The sequence below is a fragment of the Conchiformibius kuhniae DSM 17694 genome (assembly GCF_000428785.1).
GTDB classification, from domain to species: domain Bacteria; phylum Pseudomonadota; class Gammaproteobacteria; order Burkholderiales; family Neisseriaceae; genus Conchiformibius; species Conchiformibius kuhniae.
The window spans coordinates 1-19,207 of record NZ_AUAP01000002.1; the positions used below are offsets into that span (position 1 = coordinate 1).

16 protein-coding genes and 1 pseudogene are annotated in these 19,207 nt (G+C 57.0%); 12 read left to right on the forward strand and 5 right to left on the reverse strand.

What is annotated here, in order from left to right:
- The first annotated feature begins 289 nt into the window (after nucleotides 1-289).
- From purH to yiaA, 3 genes are read left to right on the forward strand one after another with little or no spacing between them, the layout of a single operon-like run.
- Nucleotides 290-1,867 (forward strand): bifunctional phosphoribosylaminoimidazolecarboxamide formyltransferase/IMP cyclohydrolase, encoded by a 1,578-nt coding sequence (gene purH / locus G392_RS0102155; protein ID WP_027008898.1) that lies wholly within the window; start codon nucleotides 290-292, stop codon nucleotides 1,865-1,867.
- Nucleotides 1,868-1,914: 47 nt separating this feature from the next.
- Nucleotides 1,915-2,421 (forward strand): DUF1543 domain-containing protein, encoded by a 507-nt coding sequence (locus G392_RS0102160; protein ID WP_034334246.1) that lies wholly within the window; start codon nucleotides 1,915-1,917, stop codon nucleotides 2,419-2,421.
- A gap of 34 nt (nucleotides 2,422-2,455) precedes the next feature.
- Complete coding sequence (gene yiaA, locus G392_RS11860; RefSeq protein WP_051255524.1) at nucleotides 2,456-2,953, forward strand: inner membrane protein YiaA; 498 nt, start codon at nucleotides 2,456-2,458, stop codon at nucleotides 2,951-2,953.
- 317 nt (nucleotides 2,954-3,270) lie between these two features.
- Here yiaA and G392_RS0102170 read toward each other — a convergent pair whose 3' ends face one another.
- Nucleotides 3,271-3,735, reverse strand: a complete 465-nt coding sequence (locus G392_RS0102170) for an outer membrane lipoprotein (RefSeq protein WP_027008900.1) — start codon at nucleotides 3,733-3,735, stop codon at nucleotides 3,271-3,273.
- Between the two features lie 376 nt (nucleotides 3,736-4,111).
- A complete protein-coding gene (locus tag G392_RS14295) occupies nucleotides 4,112-7,552 on the reverse strand; it encodes a motility hub landmark protein FimV (RefSeq protein WP_281168316.1) in 3,441 nt (1,146 codons plus the stop codon).
- A gap of 378 nt (nucleotides 7,553-7,930) precedes the next feature.
- Between G392_RS14295 and G392_RS0102190 the strand changes: the two genes are divergently transcribed.
- The 9 genes and pseudogenes from G392_RS0102190 (at nucleotide 7,931) to aspS (ending at nucleotide 15,276) form a co-directional block, all read left to right on the forward strand.
- The gene (locus G392_RS0102190; protein ID WP_027008903.1) at nucleotides 7,931-8,491 is read left to right on the forward strand and encodes a septation protein A; all 561 of its coding nucleotides are present in this window, start codon (nucleotides 7,931-7,933) and stop codon (nucleotides 8,489-8,491) included.
- A 1-nt stretch (nucleotide 8,492) separates the two neighbouring features.
- Nucleotides 8,493-8,789, forward strand: a complete 297-nt coding sequence (locus tag G392_RS0102195; protein WP_027008904.1) for a YciI family protein — start codon at nucleotides 8,493-8,495, stop codon at nucleotides 8,787-8,789.
- The gene (locus G392_RS0102200) at nucleotides 8,782-9,057 is read left to right on the forward strand and encodes a BolA family protein (protein WP_027008905.1); all 276 of its coding nucleotides are present in this window, start codon (nucleotides 8,782-8,784) and stop codon (nucleotides 9,055-9,057) included. Before G392_RS0102195 ends, G392_RS0102200 begins: the two co-directional genes overlap by 8 nt.
- A gap of 47 nt (nucleotides 9,058-9,104) precedes the next feature.
- Nucleotides 9,105-9,986 carry a peptidylprolyl isomerase gene (locus G392_RS0102205; RefSeq protein ID WP_027008906.1) on the forward strand — a complete coding sequence of 294 codons (882 nt, stop codon included), beginning with the start codon at nucleotides 9,105-9,107 and terminating at the stop codon, nucleotides 9,984-9,986.
- A gap of 232 nt (nucleotides 9,987-10,218) precedes the next feature.
- Nucleotides 10,219-11,276 (forward strand): annotated as a pseudogene (locus G392_RS13205) (phospholipase A).
- A gap of 95 nt (nucleotides 11,277-11,371) precedes the next feature.
- Complete coding sequence (locus tag G392_RS0102215; protein ID WP_027008907.1) at nucleotides 11,372-12,037, forward strand: DUF502 domain-containing protein; 666 nt, start codon at nucleotides 11,372-11,374, stop codon at nucleotides 12,035-12,037.
- Nucleotides 12,034-12,465, forward strand: coding sequence for a DUF29 domain-containing protein (locus tag G392_RS0102220; RefSeq protein WP_027008908.1), 432 nt, complete (start codon nucleotides 12,034-12,036; stop codon nucleotides 12,463-12,465). Before G392_RS0102215 ends, G392_RS0102220 begins: the two co-directional genes overlap by 4 nt.
- A gap of 37 nt (nucleotides 12,466-12,502) precedes the next feature.
- On the forward strand, nucleotides 12,503-13,417 hold the full coding sequence (locus tag G392_RS0102225; protein WP_027008909.1) for a restriction endonuclease: 915 nt from the start codon (nucleotides 12,503-12,505) through the stop codon (nucleotides 13,415-13,417).
- A gap of 50 nt (nucleotides 13,418-13,467) precedes the next feature.
- Nucleotides 13,468-15,276 carry an aspartate--tRNA ligase gene (gene aspS, locus G392_RS0102230; RefSeq protein WP_027008910.1) on the forward strand — a complete coding sequence of 603 codons (1,809 nt, stop codon included), beginning with the start codon at nucleotides 13,468-13,470 and terminating at the stop codon, nucleotides 15,274-15,276.
- A gap of 73 nt (nucleotides 15,277-15,349) precedes the next feature.
- On the opposite strand, the gene G392_RS0102235 is transcribed toward aspS, so the two are convergent.
- From G392_RS0102235 to G392_RS0102245, 3 genes are all read right to left on the reverse strand, one after another.
- The gene (locus G392_RS0102235) at nucleotides 15,350-16,123 is read right to left on the reverse strand and encodes a DUF6585 family protein (RefSeq protein WP_027008911.1); all 774 of its coding nucleotides are present in this window, start codon (nucleotides 16,121-16,123) and stop codon (nucleotides 15,350-15,352) included.
- 18 nt (nucleotides 16,124-16,141) lie between these two features.
- Entirely contained in the window at nucleotides 16,142-17,143 is a 1,002-nt protein-coding gene (locus G392_RS0102240; RefSeq protein ID WP_027008912.1) for a hypothetical protein, read from the reverse strand.
- A gap of 72 nt (nucleotides 17,144-17,215) precedes the next feature.
- Nucleotides 17,216-18,988: a M61 family metallopeptidase gene (locus G392_RS0102245; RefSeq protein WP_027008913.1), complete on the reverse strand. Its 1,773-nt coding sequence runs from the start codon at nucleotides 18,986-18,988 to the stop codon at nucleotides 17,216-17,218.
- Nucleotides 18,989-19,207: the final 219 nt, after the last annotated feature.

The following is a 19,207-nucleotide window of genomic DNA, read 5'->3' on the forward strand; positions in this document are numbered from 1 at the left end:
GCCGTTTTGTGAAATAATGCGCTTTTATTTCACTGTTGGAAAGATACAAGGTTGGGTTGAAACGAAGTGAAAACCCAACATTTTTCCGAAAATTTATGGATTTTTTGGGTTTGCGCTTCGCTCCAACCCAAGCTACACCCTTCCCGCCTGCACGGGCATGACGGTGCGGCGTTTTTCGGCTAATTGATGATATGCCCTAGGGGGGTGTGCTTTTTAAGGTTTGTTGTGCCAATTTGATTTTTTTGTTCAAGATTGATTGTTTTGTTATTTGTTTGATAAGGAAAAAACCATGTCCAAAATCCAACGCGCTTTAATCAGCCTGTCCGATAAAAACGGTGCGGAATTTTTTGCCCGCGCCCTGCACGCGCTGGGGGTGGAAATCCTCTCCACCGGCGGCACGGCGAAACTGCTCGCCGATGCGGGTGTGCCCGTGATTGAAGTGGCGGATTACACGGGGTTTCCCGAAATGCTGGACGGGCGCGTGAAAACCCTGCACCCGAAAATCCATGGCGGCATTCTGGGGCGGCGCGATGTGGGCGAACACGTTGAAAAAATGGCGGAACACGGCATCGGCAACATTGATTTGGTGTGCGTGAACCTGTATCCCTTTGCGGCGACGATTGCCAAGCCCGGCTGCACGCTGGAAGATGCGATTGAAAACATTGACATCGGCGGCCCCACCATGGTGCGCTCGGCGGCGAAAAACTGGAAACACGTTGCCATCGTTACCGATAACGGCGATTTTGAAAGTATTGTCAAAGAGTTGCAGGAAAACGGTGCGGTGTTGTCGGAGCAGACCCGTTTCCGTTTGGCGTGCAAGGCGTTCAGCCACACAGCGCAGTATGACGGCATGATTTCCAATTACTTAACCAGCGTGTCGGCGGAAAAATTGAGCGGCGAGCCGCAAATCGGCGCGTTCCCCGCGCAGTTTAATCAAAGCTGGCTGAAGGTGCAGGAAATGCGTTACGGCGAAAATCCGCATCAGCAGGCGGCGTTTTACCGCGATGCGTATCCCGCTTCAGGCAGCTTGAGCGCCTACACGCAATTGCAAGGTAAGGAATTGTCTTATAACAATATTGCCGATGCCGATGCCGCGTGGGAAGCGGTGAAATCGTTTGACGCGCCCGCCTGCGTGATTGTGAAACACGCCAATCCCTGCGGCGTGGCGGTGGCGGACACGCCTTTGAACGCCTACAAATTGGCGTTTGCCACCGACACCACCAGCGCATTCGGCGGCATCATCGCGTTTAACCGCGAAATTGACGCGGACACGGTGGAAGCGGTAACGGGGCAGTTTTTGGAAGTATTGATTGCGCCGAAGTTTAGCGATGCGGCGAAAGAATTGATTGCCAACAAGAAAAACGTGCGCGTGTTGGAAATTCCCTTGGCGGCGGGGGCGAACCGTTTTGAATTGAAACGTGTGGGCGGCGGTTTGCTGGTGCAGTCGCCCGATTTGCACCGTTTGCGCCGCGAAGACGTGAAAGTGGTGTCCAAACGCCAACCCACCGAGCAGGAATGGCATGATTTGCTGTTTGTGTGGAACGTTGCCAAGTTTGTGAAATCCAACGCGATTGTGTTCGGCAAGGGCGGGCAGACCTACGGCATCGGCGCGGGGCAGATGAGCCGCGTGGATTCCACCCGCATTGCGGCGCGGAAAGCGCAGGACGGCGGTTTTGATTTGAACGGCGCGTGTGCGGCTTCCGATGCGTTTTTCCCGTTCCGTGACGGTGTGGACGTGATTGCCGAACAGGGCATTAAGGCGGTGATTCACCCTGCCGGCTCGGTGCGCGATGAGGAAGTGTTTGCGGCGGCGGACGAACACGGCATGGCGATGGTGGTAACGGGTGTGCGCCATTTCCGCCATTGATGGTGTCTGCGCCCCTGCCGTTGCGGGTGGGGGCAGATAGAAATTTCATGAACAAACAATTGTATATGTTTTATCTGGGTGGCAATGCGGGGCGTTCCAACATCGAAGTGCATGATGTGCAGTTTGCCGCGTGCGCCGATTACCGCGATGCCCTGCCTGCTTTGAAAGCCGCGTGGTTCGGCGATGCCGGCAAAATCCACATTGACGGTTGGCAAGTGATTGACTGGGCAGACGGTTATGATGTTTTTCTGTCTGATGCGCCCGATACGCGCACGGGCTTGAACCTGTATTTTGTCAATGTCGGCGGCTATGTGCGCGGGCGTTTGGCGGAAGCGCATGATTTTGCTTTGTTTGTTGCCGAAAGCGCGGAAGCGGCGAAAGCCAAAGCCCTGCGCACTTTGCTGCCCGACCACGATTTGCGCCACAAAGACAATTTGAAAGATGTGGATAATGTGCTGTTGTTAAAGCAGATTGACGGAGCGCACATTGGTTTGCGCGCAAACCCGCACGGCAAAGCGGCGGCGCTTGGCTTTCAGGGGTATTTGCCGATATAATGGTTTTCTTGCTTGATTTAGAAAGGAAAACATCATGTCGCGCAGGTCAAAATCGCTGATTGCCGTTGAAGTGAAAGATTTGGTGCAATGTCGCCCCACCGCCGCATTTGTCGGCGCGTCTTGGGCGGCATTGGCTTTGGGCGCAACCTTGTTTTTGTTCGGGCTGTGGAACGCGCCCACGCTGGCTTTGAGCGAAAAAGGTTTTTATTTCTGTGTGTTGCTGCTGGGATTGTATGCGGCGGTGAGTTTGCAGAAAAGCCTTCGCGACCGTGAGGAAGGTTTGCCGGTGTCGGCTTTGTACCACAACATCAGTTGGGCGATGTTGGGCATGTCGGCGTTTTTGATGCTGGTGGGTTTGTGGAATGCGGCGTTGGCATTGAGCGAAAAGGGTTTTTACGGAATTGCATTTGCGATGAGCCTGTTTGCGGTGATTACCATTCAGAAAAACACCCGCGACACGCGCCAGATTGAGGCTTTGCTGCGACAAGCGCCCTACCACGATGACGGCATGCCCGCAAGTGAAGACGTATAGTGCATGTGCTTTCGTTTTTATACGGCGTTGGCTCGCCTTGTATGAAAAATCAATCACATCAGCCATATAAAAACATGCGCCGCAACAATCTGTTGGGGCGCATTTGCGTTAGCGGGTGCAGCAATTGACCGAAAAACCCCTGTGCCGTCATTCCCGAGTAGACGGAAATCCAACAACACATTCAAACAAACTTTGAAAAAACATTGCTTGCAGGTCATCGGGCAGTGGATTCCCGCTTGTGCGGGAATGACGATGGTTTTTGTATTATTTTGATTTTTAGTAGAAAAATTTAAATGATGACGTGCCCTAAACTTCGTTTACATCGGTGAAACGTTGAGGTCGGACGCGCTGCCGACAATCCGCACCCGCCGTCCGGGCAGCAAACCCGCTTCCTGTTTTTGCACCACCACGATTTCCGTGCCGTCGTCTTTGTGAATCACCATTTCCAAAGAATGAACCAAAGCGGCTTGCTGCTCCAGCTTGGCACCCAGCAGCGAACCGGCGATGGCGCCGACCGTACTCATAATCGCGCTGCCGCGCCCGCCGCCGACCGATGAGCCGGCAATGCCGCCGATGATGCCGCCGCCAACCGAGCCGACCGCGCCCGAATGCGGGGCTTGAATGCGGACGGGGCGTGCGGAAACGATGGTGCCGTAGCTGATGCTGCGGGCGGTTTTTGCCTGTTCGCCGCGATAAACGTTGCCGGAGTAGGATTGGGTGTTGGCGCAGCCGCACAGGGCAAGCATCACGGTGGATATGGCAAGAAGTTTTTGTTTTTTCATTGTAATAATTTCTGCTGGTTGGGAAAAGGCGCACAATATAGCATGATGTTGCTGTGCCAAACAATCCGCATGGTGAAGATTTAACGCAATGTTGCATTGGCTTGACATGAAAACGCCCGCAAACGGTGTGCTTGCGGGCGTTTTGCCGTGCAGACGGGTTGGGATTAGGGCGTGTCATCAATTAACCAAAAAATACTGTGCCGTCATTCCCGCGAATGTGGGAATCCAAGTCAAAGCACAACACACCTTGATACAACATGGCTTGCCAAGCATCGGGCAGTGGATTCCCGCTTGCGCGGGAATGACGGCGTATTTTTATATTATACTGATTTTCAGTATAAAATTTAAATGATGGCACGCTCTAGGCAATCACTGCCTAACCTTGTCCCAGTTGCGCCAGCATGCGTTCGGCTTCGGCTTTGACTTCGCCGGTGGATTCGGCAACCAGTTCGCCCAGTGTTTCACGGGCGGCAAACAGGTCTTCGATTTCCACGTACATTTTGGCAAGTTCGAGCTTGGCTTCTTGCGGTTCTTCCATGCCGACCGCTTCGGAGACGAAGCCGACGCTGATGTCGGATTCGCTGCCGGTGTGGTTGCCCCAGTCGGCATCGAAGCTTTCCAAGTCGGTCAGGTCGGTGCTGCCGTGTGCGCCGTGGTCGGGCGGGTTGGCGGCGAAGTCGTCTTCGGCAACGTCAAGGCTGCCCAAGTCGTCCAGCCACGATTGTTCTTCGGGCGGGGCGGTGTCGGCTGCCGCCGCTTGTGCCGCCAATACGCGGTCTACCGCGTTGGTGCCCAAGTCGTCTTGTCCGTCCAAATCGAAGTTGGCGAACGCATCGTCAAGGTTGGTGTCGGCGGCGGGCGGGGCGGTGTCGGCGGGTTCTTCCACAACCAGTCTGGGCTGCTGTGCGGCAACGGGTGCCAGCACGTCGGTCATGTTCAGGTCGCTCAATTTGGCGGCGAGTTTTTCGTCCAGCAGCGACATGGGGTCGGTAACGTTGTTGGCGGCGGGCGCGGGTGCGGGGCTGTCCGCAGGGGCGTCTGCCGTTGTGCTGCCGATGTTGTCGTAGTCGAAATCGCTGAAGTCGCCAAAATCGCCCAAGCCGTCAAGGTTGCCGCCGGTGTCGGCAACGGGCGCGGGGGCTTCGGTTTCGATGCCGTTGTCGGCGAGCAGGGCGTCCAAGCTGCTGAAATCCAAGTCGTCCAGTGCCGGCGGTGCTTCGGTCGGCACGGGGTCGGCGGTGGGGGCGAAGTCGGTCAGGGCTTCGGGTTGGGCGGGCGCGGCCGGCGGTGCGGGCGGCGCAACGGGCGCGGCGGGCGTTTCTTCGACAAAGCCGTCCAAGCCGCTAAAATCCAAGTCGCCGAAATCGGGCAGCTCGGTGGTTTGCGGCGCGGCGGGCAGGTCGTTCATGTCGGGCAGGTCCAAGTCGTTCAGGGCGGCGGCTGCCAGTGTGTCCAAGTCGTCTGCTGCGGGTGCCGGTTTGGGCGCGGGCGTTTGGGCGGGTTCGTTTTCAAACGACAAGCCGTCCAGTCCGTCCAAGCCGTCCATCAGTCCGTCCAAGTCTGCCAAGGGGTCGGTTTGGTTTGGTTCGGGCATGGCGGACATGTCCACGCTGTCGGGCGGGGGCAGCTCGAAGCCGTCCAAATCCGCCAAGGCGGCTTGGGCAAGGTCGTCCAAATCGTCTGTAGGTGCGGCGGCGGGCGCGGTTGTCGGGGTGTCTTCCAATACCAAGTCGTCTAAAGACAAGTCGGCAAAGCCCGAGTTTTTCACGGGAACGGAGACGGAGGAGACGGGGTGCTGCTGCGGCAGTTCGAAGGCGTCCAAGTCGTTCAGGGCGGATTGGGCGAAGGCGTCCAAGTCGTCGGCAGGAGCTGCTGCGGGCGCGGCGTTCATGTCCGACAGGTCGAAGTCGCCGAAGTCGCCAAAATCGTCAAAGCCGTTGTTGTCGGCGGCGGGCGCGGCGGCAGGGGCGGGTGCGGGTTCGGTTTGGTCGGCGCTGAAATCGCCAAAGTCGCCGAAGTCGCCAAAATCGTCTGCCACCACAAATTCGTTGTCGGCGGCGGGCGCTGCGGCGGGTGCGGCAAGGGTGCTGCTGTCTTCGTCCAAAGACCAGTTGTCGTCTGCCACGGCAAAGCCGTCATCGTCCGCTTGGTCTTTTTCGGTGGCGGCGCTGCCTTCCAGCCACGACCAATCGTCTTCGTTGCCGGCAGACGGGGGGACGCTGTCGGCAACGGCGGGGGCGTCTTCGCCGAAAAACACGCCGTCGTCTTCTTCGGCAACGTATTCGGAAGCGGTGCCCGCCGCCGCCGCGCCTGCTGCTGCGGCAGCCGCCGTGCCGCCGTGCGCTTCTACGGCGGCGCGGGCGCGGGACAAGTCGGCTTTGGCGCGTTCTGCGGTGCTTAAGGGGGCTTCTTCGTCCCATTGCACGTCGTCTTCGTCGTCATAGCCTTCGTAGCCGTCTTCTTCGGCGTAGCCCGCATCGTCGTGGTTTTGCTGCTGACGGCGGCGGCGCATCATCATCAGACCGCCGACCACCAAGCCGCCGACCGTGAGTGCGCCCGCGCCGCCAATTACCCAAGGCATGATGCCGCCGTCTTCCTCGTCGGTTTCTTCAGCCGCATCAGACGCTTCGGCAACCGGCGGCGGGGGAGGTGGGGGCGGCGGTGCGGCTTCGGACACCGGCGCCGTGGCTGCGGACGAAACCGCATCGGACACGGCAGCGTCTTGCGCACTTGCTGCGGGCGGTGCGGAAACGGGCGTGTCTGCGGGTGGGGGCGGCGGCGGCACCGGTGCTTCTTCTGCCGGCGGGGGCGGAGGAGGCGGTGGCGGAGCGGTATCCTGCGGCGGCGGGGGCGGCGGCGCATCTTGGGGTTTGGGCGGCGGCGCGGTTTCAACCGGCGGCGGGGGAGGCGGCGGCGGCGGCGGTGCGACCGCAGGTGCTTGGGCCTTCGGCGCGGCAGGTGCAACCGAATGCTGCACCGCAGGTTTGCGCGGTGCGGGTGCAGGTGCGGCTTGGCGCGTTGCGGCGGCACGTTGCGCGTACGCATGCCACTGCGCCTCAGTCGGAATGTACAGCGTTACACTGCGGCGCACGGTCGTGCCGTGGCGGAACGCGCGCGGATTCGCCATCACCAAAGCCCGCATTGCCGTCTGCTGGCTCATATTGTGCGGACGGTAACGCGCCGCAATGTCCGCCAGCTTCTCGCCCGCATAAGCGCGGTGGCGGCGCGGCGTAACCGCCGTTTTGCTCGGTTTTTTCACCTTTGCCGACTCGGCGGCGGGTTTTTTCTCGGCTTTTTCCGCCTTTTCCTGCGGACGGGATTTTGCTTTTTCGGCAGATGCGGGCTTGCCCTGTTCGGCTTTTTTTCGCTCAATAAAATCCTGCTCAATCGGAACTTTCACCCCTTTTTCCGACTTGGCGGGCGCAACCGTTTTTTCCTGTTTGGGCTTGGGTTCCGCCTTCGGCTTGGCTTTGGCGGGAGAATAACGCGGCGGGTCGAGCAACGCCGTATACTGGCGCGTCTGCTGCCCCGCACCCACCGTAAACGACAACACCGGTTCGTGAATCGGCGCGGATGAACGCAAATGCACCGTTACCGTACCGTTGCCGTTTTTCGAAATACTGCCGCGCACCCCGCCCGACACATTCAAACGCCCGCCCTCCATCAGCGCCTTGGCTTCATCGCCGGTTACGGTAATGCTCCCCGAAAACGGTTCGCCCAAATGAGAGCGCACGTTCAAACCGCCCATCGCCGACCACGCGCTGAACGACGCCGCCAACGATACGGACGCAACAATTATCTTGATATTGGTATTCAAAATTTATCCCCCATCCGGGATGCCGGTTATTGGTTGATTGCAAATAGGCGTTATGATAGCGGGTTACTGGCTTGTCTGCCAAGTAAAAAGCACGATTTCTTTAACACCGCTTAACGGAAAAGCACAAAAACTAGGGCATATCCGACACACTTTGCCGCCATTTTAAGCTGTAACGAACGCGCAAACACTGTTATGATGCCTGTTTTTGATTTTCGTTTGCCTTTGCCCCGTATTTGTTACATTGCTGACAACGTGCGGTGCGGCAAATAAAGCGCGGCACCGAGTGCCGCCCCGATGCGGGCGGGCTTGCGTCCCGCCCGAAAAAACCGATTTTTTCCCGCCGCCAACGGCGGGGTTTCCAACCGAAAAGGAATTGTGATGAAAGCATCCGGCGACTTTCTCGCCCTGATACTGTTTTTCGCCACCTACGCCCTGACCGGCGACATGGTTGCCGCCACTGCCGTTGCCGTCGTCATCGGCTTGGCACAAGCGGGCTACACATGGTACAGGCATAAAAAATTGAGCATCATGCAATGGGTCGGTCTGATTGTCATCGTCGTATTCGGCGGCGCGACCATCTTGCTCAAAGATGCCGTGTTCATCATGCTCAAAACCACCGTCATTTGCTGGATTGTCGCCCTCATTGTTGTCGTGTGCCAACTGCTCGGCAAAAACGGCATCAAAGCCCTGATGGGCAAAGAACTGCAACTGCCCGAAGCCGTGTGGACGCGCCTTTCCTACGCATGGGCGGTGTTTTTCTTCGTTATGGGCGCGGTCAATCTTGCCGTTGCCTACCCCTTCACCCCCGAACGTGAAGCGTTTTGGGTCAATTTCAAATTTTGGGGCTACCTGCCGATGACCCTTGCCTTCTCCATCGCACAAGGCGTGTACATCGTGCGCCACCTGCCCAAACAACACCAACAACAGGACGATGCCTGATATGCTCTACCTTTTTCTCGCCACCGACAACGACGGCAGCAGCCAAGCCCGCAGCGAAGCCCGTCCTGCCCACATCGCCCGTTTGCACCAATTGCAGCAACAAGGACGCTTGCTCGCCGCCGGCCCCACGCCCCTGCCCGACAACAACGCCGGCGAAGTGTCCGGCAGCCTGATTATCGCCGACTTTGCCAATCTGGACGAAGCCGAAGCATGGATACAGTCCGACCCCTATGTGGACGCGGGCGTGTATGCCGAAGTGATGATACGCCCCTTTGTGAAAGCCCTGCCCGATGACTGACACCGAACAGCAAATCGCCGCCGCACTGGCAGACCTTGCCCCCGAAGTGTTTCAATTGCGCGACGACAGCCACCTGCACATCGGACACGCCGGCAACCGTGGCGGCGGACACTACGCCCTCACCGTTGTCAGCGCACAATTTGAAGGCATCGGGCGCGTGGCGCGGCAGCGCATGGTGCAACAACGGCTGGCAGCATGGTTTGCCAACGGACGCATTCACGCACTTTCCGTTTCGGCGCAAACGCCTGCCGAGTTTTTTGGTTTATAATGGCGTGAATTTCAACAATTGACTGTGTTTAAAAAGAAAGGTCAGACATGAACAAAAAAACGCATCTGCGGGTGTTTGCGGCGCTCAGCCTGCTGTTGTCGGGCGCGGTGCTTGCCCAAACGGTGGTAACCGTAAACGGCACGCCCATCGACAGCAAAGACGTGGAACGCCGCGCCAAAATTTTCCAAGCCAACAGCAAAGGGCAGGTGCCGGACAGCCCCGCACTGCGCAGCGAAATCACCCGAGAACTGGTGGTGGAAGCGTTGGTTACTCAGGAAGCGCGGCGTTTGAAACTCGACCAGAGCGCGGATTTTAAAAACTTGGAAGCAGACGCGCTAAAAGAACTCAAAGCCAAAGGTTTGGACAAAGACAAGGACTTCAAACAAAATTGGGCGGATTATCGAAATTTGCTGCTGATGCAGACCTACAGCCGCCATTTGGCAAAACAACGCCCGATTACCGAGCCGCAGCTTCGCAGCCAATACGAGCGCATCGCGCAGCATTTCCGCAACAGCGATGAAGTGCAATTGGGCTTGATTGTTACCGACAAAGCCGCACAGGCGCAGGCCGCGCTGAAAGAGTTGGGCGCGAAGAAAAAATTTGCCGAAGTCGCCGCCAAATACAGTTTGCGCGCCGATGCCAAGCAAAACGGCGGCATTGACCCCGAATACGTCCCTTTAAAAAATTTGGCAGACCAAGAGCCGGAAATACACGCTGCCGTGTCGCCGCTTGCCAAAGGGCAATACACCAAAACGCCGTTGAAAGACGGCAACATCAGCCTGATTCTGTATGTGAACGACAGACGCAAAGTCCAATTGCCCCCGTTTGAACGGCTGAAGGGCGATATTGAGGAAAGTCTGCATCAGGCACAGTTGGACGAGGCGGTGGACGAATTGGGGCGCAAGGCCAAAATCGTTCCTGCCAAATAATCGGGCGGTGCGCGTCATGGCGTTGGCGGTGATGGCGTGTGTGAAGCTGCTTGGTATGCCGTACAACAGCCTGTGCTGTTGTACGGTTTGTTTGTCTTGACCGTATTGTCCGGAGGAACCGTTGGTGAGCAAGCCCCATACATTGATTTTGCCCGTGTCGATTTTGATTGCTTGGCAGCAGGCGGCGCAGGCGCAGTCTGCCGGTGCGGAACAAACGCCGCAGCCGCAAGGCGTGCAAAGCTGTACGTCTTTGAAAAACCGAAGTTTGCGTTTGGATTGTTTCGACCGTCTGTTTGCCGATACCGAAGTGGCGGGCGAAACGCCCGCCCCCGAAGCCGCCGCCGTGTCGCCGCCTTTGGAAAACCTGCACAAAAGTCCGCTTGATTTGGCGCAAAGCTATATTGCCAGCAAAGAAAGCCGCAGTCCGCAAATTGTGTTGGCGGAAAAAGCGATGCCCGCGCCCGCCGCCGAGCGCACGCCTTTGAGCGAGCTGTACGATTTGGACGAAAACAGCGCGGACGGTTTGTTGAGCATTCGCGAACACCACCCCACCTACATCATGCCCGCGTGGTACAACAGCAGCCCCAATTACCGCCCAGTGTCGCCCACGCGGGGCAGGGCGGTGAACGAAATCCAGTCGCAGCAGAAGCGGAAACCAAGCTGCAAATTTCGTTCAAAACCAAGCTGATGGAAGATGTGTTCAAAACCCGTGCCGATGTGTGGTTCGGCTACACCCAGCAATCGAATTGGCAGATTTTCAATCAGGGGCGCAAGTCCGCGCCTTTCCGCAACACCGATTATATGCCCGAGTTTTTCATCACCCAGCCGGTGCGGGCGGTTTTGCCGTTCGGCGGAAACCTGAGAATGCTCGGCGCGGGCATCGTGCATCAGTCCAACGGGCAGAGCCGTCCGCTTTCGCGCTCGTGGAACCGTGCCTATGTGATGGCGGGCGCGGAATGGGACAAATTGAGCATCATACCGCGCTGGTGGGCGCGGGTGGACAAAAAAGGCGATGAAGACGACAATCCCGACATCGGGCGTTATCTGGGCTACGGCGATTTGAAAATCGCTTACCGTTTCAACGACAAGCAAAGCCTCACGTCCACTTTGCGCTACAATCCGCGCCGCGGGCGCGGCGGCGTGCAGGTGGATTACGCCTTTCCCCTGAAGGGCAAACTCAAAGCCTATGTGCAGGGCTTTCACGGCTACGGCGAAAACTTGAGCGATTACAACCACAAACAAACGGGCATCGGCATCGGGCTGATGTTTCAGGATTGGGACGGTATTTGAACGGGGCAGGGCGGCACGCGTCTGCACGGGCGGCGGAAAACGGGTATAATCACCCGCTTTTCCGCATGGCAACACAATAAGAGAATCCGCACACTATGGCAAACGACACTTCGGGTTTGGGCATCGGCAAGGCCGTGAAAAAATATCTGATTACCGGCATTTTGGTGTGGCTGCCGATTGCCGTAACCGTGTGGGTGCTGACCTACATCGTCAATATGGGCGACCGTCTGATTCACCTGATTCCCGCACAATGGCAGCCTGCCAAATACATCGGTTTCAGCTTTCCGGGCATGGGCGTGCTGGTGGCAACCGTATTGTTGTTCATTACCGGCATTTTTGCCGCCAACGTGTTGGGGCGGAAAATCTTGGAAGGCTGGGATTCGGTGCTGGGGCGCATTCCCGTGGTCAAATCCATTTATTCCAGCGTGAAAAAGGTTTCCGAATCCTTGCTGTCGGACAACAGCCGTTCGTTTAAAACGCCCGTACTCGTGCCGTTTCCGCAGCGCGATATTTGGACGATTGCCTTTATTTCAGGCAGCCTGCCGCAAGCGGTGGCGGACGCGCTGCCCGATGAAAACTATGTTTCCGTGTATGTTCCGACCACGCCCAATCCCACGGGCGGCTACTACATCATGGTGCGCCAAAGCGATATCCGCGAACTGGACATGAGCGTGGACGAAGCCTTGAAATACATTATTTCGCTGGGTATGGTCGTGCCGGAATCGCTGCCGCTCAAAATCCACGTTAAGGAAGTACAATGAACCAATATCATCAAGACCTTGCCGCATGGGCAGCGCATCAGGCAGCCCTGCTCAAAGCGGGCAGAATGCAGGATTTGGACGTTGAAAACCTGATTGAAGAAATGGAAGCCATGAGTCGCAAAGAACACCGCGAACTGTTCAACCGCATGATTGTTTTGATTGCCCATTTGCTGAAATGGCAGTACCAGCCTACGCATCGCGGCATGAGTTGGCGACAAACCATTTTCAACCAGCGCAACGAAATCAGCGATTTGATTGAAGATTCTCCCAGCCTTGCCAATCATTTTGACGATGCCGAATGGCTGAATAAGGCTTGGCGGCGCGGCGTGCAGCAGGCGGAAACCGAAACGGGCATCAAAACCCTGCCGCAACAACCGGTTTGGACAATCGCCGAAATCCGCGAAAAGGATTTTTTTGAACAGGAATAAGTTTCAGGCTGCCTGAAACTACAAACGGATACCCATCATGCCCTTGCCTCATAACAATGAACTGCGCCGTCCTATTTTGAAATTACTATCAGATGGTCAGTTATGGCGCAAATCCCAACTGATTGAGCCGTTGGCACAGCATTTTAATTTAAATGAAGACGAAAGGAATGCCGAATATCCATCGGGTAACGGCAATATTTTTGCAGATAAAATTTCATGGGTATTAAGTTATCATGCTTTGACAGGTTTACTGTTACGCCCCAAACGTGGTGTTTACCAAATTAGTGAATTAGGGAAAGCATATGCTGTAAAAAGTGATGCTGAGATTGTTGCTTTTGTAAAAGAACAAATGGCATTGCGTAATAAAGACACAAAAACTGAAAATTTTGATGAGGTTGAACCCAATTTGGATCCAAGGGAACAATTGGAACAATCCTTTCGCATTATTCGTCAAGCTGTTTATGATGAAATTTTAGAGACCATTATCAGTAAAACAGCGAATGCTTTTGAAAAATTAGTGATTGATTTGCTTAAACATATGGGTTATGGCGGTAAAGTAGAAAAATCAGCTATCGTAACCAAACAAAGTCGTGATGGCGGTATTGACGGGGAAATTCGTGAAGATGTATTGGGCTTGGGGCGTATTTTTATTCAAGCGAAACGCTACCAACATCATGAAACCATCGGTCGTCCGGCTATTCAAACATTTGCGGGCGCAATCAATCCGCAAGATAAAGGTGTATTTATTACTACCGCACGATACTCAAAAGATGCGCTTGAATATGCACAAAATCGCTCCAGTCCACGTTTGGTTTTGATTGATGGACAACAATTGGCAGAATACATTTACCATTATGGTCTGGGTATGCAAACCGAACAAATATTCAGCATTAAAAAACTGGATAGTGATTTTTGGGACGAAATGCCCGATGATATGCAAAAGGGAAAATAACTTTCAGGCTACCTGAAAATAAATTGATTACTGATTAACAAGGAAAAACTATGCGTACCAACTACTGCGGTCTGATTGACGAACAGTACCTCGACCAAACCGTAACCGTCAAAGGCTGGGTGCACCGCCGCCGCGACCACGGCGGAGTGATTTTTATTGACCTGCGCGACCGCGAAGGCACGGTGCAAGTGGTCATCGACCCCGACACCCCCGAAGCCTTTGCCGCCGCCGATGCCTCGCGCAGCGAATTTGTGTTAAGCATCACCGGCCGCGTGCGCCGCCGTCCCGAAGGCACGGAAAACCCGAAAATGGTGTCCGGCAAAATTGAAATTCTGGGCAAAGAAATTGAAGTTTTAAACGCCGCCGCCACCCCGCCCTTCCCGATTGACGAAGAAAACATCAGCGAAAACGTGCGCTTAACCCACCGCGTGATTGACCTGCGCCGTCCGCAGATGCAGCACAATCTGCGCCTGCGCTACCAAGTGGCGATGGGCGTGCGCCGTTATCTGGACGCGCAGGGCTTTATTGACATTGAAACGCCCGTGCTGACCCGCTCCACCCCCGAAGGTGCGCGCGATTATCTCGTCCCCAGCCGCGTTCACCCCGGCGAATTTTTCGCGCTGCCGCAGTCGCCGCAGTTGTTCAAACAACTGCTGATGGTAGCGGGTTTTGACCGTTACTATCAGATTACCAAATGTTTCCGCGATGAAGATTTGCGTGCCGACCGCCAGCCTGAATTTACCCAGATTGACTTGGAAACGTCTTTCTTGGGCGAAAACGAAATTATGGACATCACCGAAGGCATGGCAAAACAGGTGTTTCAAGACGCTTTGGGCGTGGATTTGGGCGAATTTCCGCGCATGCCGTTCCGCGAAGCCATGTTCCGCTACGGCTCGGACAAGCCCGATTTGCGCGTGAGCCTGCAATTTACCGAGCTGACCGATGTGATGAAAAGCGAGGAATTTAAGGTGTTCCGCGCGGCGGCGGATTTGAAAGACGGGCGCGTGGTCGCCTTGCGCGTGCCGAAAGGCGCGAAGCTCAGCCGCAAAGACATTGACGAATATACCAAATTTGTCGGCATTTACGGCGCGAAAGGTTTGGCGTACATCAAAGTAAACGATGTGTCCAACATCAGCAACGGCGAGGATAGCGGTTTGCAGTCGCCGATTGTGAAATTCCTGTCCGAAGGCTGCCTGAAAACCATTATCGAGCGCACGGGCGCGGAAAACGGCGATTTGATTTTCTTCGGCGCGGACAAGGCGAAAACCGTCAATGAAGCCATCGGCGCGTTGCGGGTGAAAATCGGCCACGAACACGGCGCGGCGGACGGTTATTTTGTCGATGAATGGAAACCGCTTTGGGTGGTGGATTTCCCGATGTTTGAATACGATGAGGAAAACCAACGCTTTGCGGCGATGCACCACCCGTTTACTTCGCCGAAACAGGGTCATGAGGATTTGATGGAAAGCGACCCCGAAAACTGTCTTGCCCGCGCCTACGATATGGTGTTGAACGGCTGGGAAATCGGCGGCGGCTCAATCCGTATCCACCGCGCCGATATTCAGGAAAAAGTGTTCGCCGCGCTGAACATCACGCCCGAAGAGCAACAGGAAAAATTCGGTTTCCTGCTGGACAATCTGAAATACGGTGCGCCGCCGCACGGCGGTTTGGCGTTCGGTCTCGACCGTTTGGTAACGCTGATGGCGGGTGCGGAGTCGATTCGTGATGTGATTGCCTTCCCGAAAACGCAACGCGCCCAATGTCTGCTCACCAACGCGCCGAATGCGGTGGACGACAAGCAGTTGCGCGAACTGGGTTTGCGTTTGCGCCAAAAAGCGGCGGAAAATAAAGAAGCGTAAAACGCGCCGCGTCCGATGCCCCTTGCTGTAGGCGTGGCGGCAAAACGGCTTGACATATGGTCAAGCCGTTTTTTTATAGGAAAAACAAGATGCGTTTGATGCGGTAAAACTGTTTGGGGTCGGCAAATTCGTTCAGCTCGACAAAGCGGCACAGCAGGCGGAAGTTTGCCACTTTGTCCAAGCCGGTGGCGGCAGACGGGCGCAAGCGGGCGTGGCCTTTTTTGTTTTTGGCGTAGATTTTTAATTTGCCGTTGGTGATGCTGATTTTTGCCAGTTCGCGGCGCGGCAGTGTGGTTTTGCCTACGGTGATGTGTTGGCGGCTCAGTTGTACTGCGCCAAAATCCAGTGTTTCATCGGCGTCGTAGATTTGGTTGAGGATGTGCAGGGCGTGGTCGAGCAGGTATTGTTCAATCAGGCGGATGATTTTTTCGTTTTGGCGGAAGGCGGGCGGCAGGTGGTAATGGCTGTTTTCGTCTTCTAGGGTAACGGCGGTGTGCCTGCCGATGGTGGCGGTCAGCAGCCCGTAGCGCCAACGGGCGGCGTACAGGCGCATATAGGGGCTGAAGAAGATGGTTTGTTTGCTGAAAAAGCGTTTTTGTACCAGTGCGTTGCTGTAGGCATCGATGCGGGTGAACAGGAAGTTCAGCAGCAGGGCGACTATGAGTGTGAGCAGCAGGGCGCCGATGGCGATTTGGTTGCCGGTGAGGTTGTCGATGTTGCCCCGTGCGGCAAGCAGGAACAGGGCAACGGGGGCAAGGATAATCAGGGTCCAGCCGGTCAGGCGCAGGTGCGATTTGCCGGTGCTGAAGCGGAATTCGCCGAGCGGCGGTTGCGTGGGGTGGGTCATGATGCAAAGCGGAAGGAATCAGTCTTGTGCGGGGGCGCGGCGGGCGCGGTACAGGACGTTGCCGATGCCGGCTGCCGATACCAGCAGCACCACTGCCAGTGCGGCGCGGCGGTCAATCGCGCTGCCGTGTTCAAACAGGCGGTCGCTCAAGTTCAGCAGCAGCTTGAAGCAGGCGAAAAACAATAAGACGACCAGTGGTTTTTCCCATGCCGTGCCGTATTGTTGTACGGCTTCGGGGCGGGCGTACAGGGTGTGTGTGCCGAGCAGGGCGCACAACAGGGCGCTGCACACGGGGGCAAATTGTCCGGAAAACGCCCAAGCGGCGGGCAGGGCTTGCAGCAGCAGCCATGCGCCCGTCCATGCGGCTGCTGCCGAACAGCTTGCCAGTATGGTCAGGGTGGGGGCGTTGGGCAGGGGGTGGCGGGCGCGGGTCGGGCAGACGTCGGGAAAATCGCGGCGGGCTTGCCGCAGGGCGGCGGGGGCGAGCCACAGTTTGCGTCCGTGCAGTTGCGGCCAAACGGGAAACCAACGGTGCAGCAGGGTGCGGGCTTGGCGTTCGGTGCGTGCGTGGTCGGGGCGTTCGGCGTGTTCGAGCAGCCGCCACGCGGTGTAGCCGCCAAATGCCGCAAGCAGCAGGTGCAGCACGGGCGCGGCGAAAGTGTCGGCAAGGGCGGTCAGGGCGCACAATAGCGGCAACAGCCCCGCCACCGCCGCCAAGGCGCAACAACGCATGTGCCTGCCCAATGTGTCGGGCAGCTTGAAGCGCGCGGCGGCGCGGTGCAAATAGGGAACGTAGGCGCACAGCCAAATTTTGGCAAACACATAGGTGGCAAAAAAACCCGTGCCGCTTTCGACATCGTGCAGCAGCCACAAACCGCCGGCAAACGCGGCGGGCAGCAGCCACAGCAGCGACCATGCCAACGTGTTGCGCCGCCATATCACCGGCAAACCGTTGCGGTGCAGATACAGCTCGAGTGCCAATGCCAAGGCGGGCAGCAGCAAAGCGGCAACGGCGCTCATGCGCGTTCTCCGGCGGGGTAGGGGGCGGACATAGGGGCTTTCAAAAAAACAAAACCGCCATTTTAACCGAAATCACGCCATTGCGGGCGCGGAAAACGGCGCGAGCCAACGGACGAGCGCGTCGTAGTCGGCGATGCACAACAACGCGGTTTCGGCAGCCGCGTTTTGCACCGTCAGCTCGGTTTGGTGCAACACCCCGTGCCGGAAAAAATGCAGTGCGTGGCGTTGTCCGGCGGCGGTTTCGGTTTGCGCGGCAAAATCGGTGCAGGCAAAACCGTCCACCGCGATGATTTCGTCTGCGGGCTTCAACCCCGCGTTTTCCGCCGCGCCGCCGTTGAACACATGGCTCAACACCGCCCGCCCGTGCTCCTGACGGAAACGGCAGCCCGTATCGGGCGCAGCGCCACTGCCGGCGGGCAAAAGCGCCACCAAAGCACCCGCATGGCTGCGTTTGCGGGCGCAAAAACACATGTCCACCCCCACCGTTGCCAAACATTCCGCCACAGGCAAATCTTCCGTGCTGTGGACGGCAAGGGCGAAAAAATCGTCCAAATCCACCCCGCAGCTTTCGCGCACGCAGCGCTCGAACGCGCCAGCCGTCAAGCCCGCGCCCGTGTCCAACCAGTCCTGATACAGGCTTTGCATCACATGGTCGAGGCTGTAGGGGCTGTTGGCGCGAATCCGCAAATCCAAACACAGTGCCGCCAACGCGCCTTGCTGATAGTAGCTGGTGATGGCATTGGGGCTGTTTTCGTCCTGCTTGTAGTATTTGTGCCACGCCGCAAAGCCTGATTCCGCCAAAGTTTGCCGTTTGCGCCCCGGCGTGCGCCACACGCGGGTGATGGTTTGGGCGAGCAAATCCAAATAGTGTTCGGGCGGAATCACGCCGCTTCTTGCCAGCAGCAAATCGTCGTAGTAAGAGGTGATGCCTTCAAAAATCCACAATTGCGAAGTGTCGGTTTCCTTGTCCAAATCGTAGGGAGCGAACACGGCGGGTTTGACGGATTTTACGTTCCACGCATGAAAGTATTCGTGCGAAATCAAGCCCAAAAGCTGGGTGTAAGCGGGGTCGGGCGGGGCATCGCCGATGTGCGGGTCGGGCAGGCCGTCGCGGTCGAAGTGCAGCGCGGTGCTGCTGCGGTGTTCCAAACCGCCGTAAATGTCTGCGCCGACATGCAGCAAAAACAGGTATTCGTCAAACGGCGCGGGCTGGGGAAACAGGTTTAATGCGGCTTCGCAAATGCGGCGCACGTCGTCCGTCAGGCGGTCGCGGTCGTAGGCGCGGCGGTGTCCGCCAATCACGATGCGGTGTTCGATGCCGCACACGCTGAATGCCAGCACGTCGTTGTCGGCGCCCCATTCAATCGGGTGGTCGATGAGTTCGGCATGGCTTGGCGCTTCAAATTGGTGTTCGCCCGTGCGCGGCAGCGTGGTGTGCGCCTGCCACGCCGCAGGCATGCCCTGAAACACGACTTGGTGGGTCTCGTCCGTGCGCTCGGGCAGGTACAGAAACAAGCACGCCCCGTCGATAAAGCCCCGTTGCGTGTCCAGCAGCGTGGCGCGTACCGACAGGTCGTTGGCATACACCGTGTAGCTGATTTGCCATTCGCCGCTTTGTGCGGGCGTTTGCCAAGCGTTTTTCGCCGTTTGGCGCAGCGCGGCGGGTTCGCCGTTGCAGGTGGCGGCAATGCTCATGATGTGGCGGGAAAAATCGCGAATCATGTAGCTGCCGGGCGTCCAGTTGGCGAGCTTGAGCGTTTGCGCCTTGGCATCGGCTTGGGAAAAGGTCAGACAAACGTGCCATTGGCGGGCGAGCGTGTCGGGAACAACGGTGTAGCGGAGCATGGCTGGGATTCCTTGTCGGCAGCAGGGGCGGGGCATCATGAACCGGTGCGGCGGTGCGCGGATTGCCGTTGTGTATTGGCGCGTGTTTGTTTGAAAAGCCGCTGTGCAAAGCCGTTGATGACCCGCCCTGAAAGCTGCCCGATTGTTAAGATTTGTTGGTGCGGGGGCGATGTTTGACTTCAGTCAAGAATGGTGCGGAAATTTCCCGCCACCCCCGCC